1 protein-coding gene is annotated in these 1,094 nt (G+C 70.2%); it reads left to right on the top strand.

Translation table 11 applies throughout. From position 1 onward, the window contains the following. Positions 1-234 precede the first annotated feature (234 nt). On the top strand, positions 235-1,094 hold an 860-nt coding region (locus G7A99_RS20585; RefSeq protein ID WP_205599965.1), incomplete at its 3' end, for a monovalent cation:proton antiporter-2 (CPA2) family protein.

Genomic DNA, 1,094 nt, shown 5'->3' with positions numbered 1-1,094 from the left:
GCAGGGAACGGTAAGTCATGGTTGGTGCATCCTTGTGGAATGGCTTCACTGCGGGAGAAGCACAAGCCGTGCCACCGGCCCGCCCTCCACGAACCGTCTCCAGCCCGTTCCCAACGCGCCAGAATGGTGCATTCCGCGCACCCGAACAGGGCAGCGCGGGCGGCGCATCGGGGAGGTTTCCGGGTTAGGATGTGCGCGTCCCCTTCGCCACCAGGAGGACGCCCCGGCGTGCCCATGCTCGACGAGGTCCTGATCCTGCTCACCGCCTCGGTGGTGGCCGTGACCGCCTTCCGCCGTCTGCGCCTGCCCCCGGTGCTGGGTTACCTCGCGGTGGGGGTAGCGCTCGGGCCATCGGCGACCGGGCTGGTCGGCGACGTCGAGGAGGTTCGTCCGCTGGCGGAGTTCGGGGTCGTCTTCCTGCTGTTCACCATCGGCCTGGAATTCTCCCTGCCGCAGCTGCGCGCCATGCGCTGGACGGTGTTCGGCCTGGGCGGGGCGCAGGTGGCGCTGTGCACCGGGGTGCTGGGACTCACGGCCTGGGCGCTGGGCGCCGGCGGCGGCGCCGCGACGGTGATCGGCGGGGCACTCGCGCTGTCGTCCACCGCCATCATCATCAAGCAGCTCACCGAGCAGGTGGAGATCCACAGCCGGCACGGCCGCCGGGCGGTGGGCGTACTGCTGTTCCAGGACCTCGCGGTGGTGCCGCTGCTCATCCTGATCCCGCTGCTCGGGCGCGAGACCGGCGACGGCATCGCCCTGGCCATGGGCGCGGCGTTCGTGCGCGGCGCGCTGGTGTTCGCCGTCCTGCTCGCAATCGGCCACTGGGCGCTTCGCCCGTTGTTCCAGGAGGTCGCGCGGGCACGCTCCAACGAGCTGTTCACCCTGACGGTCCTGCTGGTGGCCCTGTTCGCGGCCTGGACGAGTCACCTTGCCGGGCTGTCGCTGGCGCTGGGCGGTTTTCTCGCCGGAATCATGCTCGGCGAGACCGAATACCGACACCAGATCGAGGCGGACATCCGCCCGTTCCGGGACGTCCTGCTGGGGCTGTTCTTCGTCACCGTGGGCATGCTGCTGGACCTGTCGGTCGTCGCCGA

This window comes from Arhodomonas sp. KWT (genome assembly GCF_010993615.1).
The sequence above is the reverse complement of the archived record's forward strand: the minus strand, read 5'-3'. Positions and strand labels throughout refer to the sequence as shown.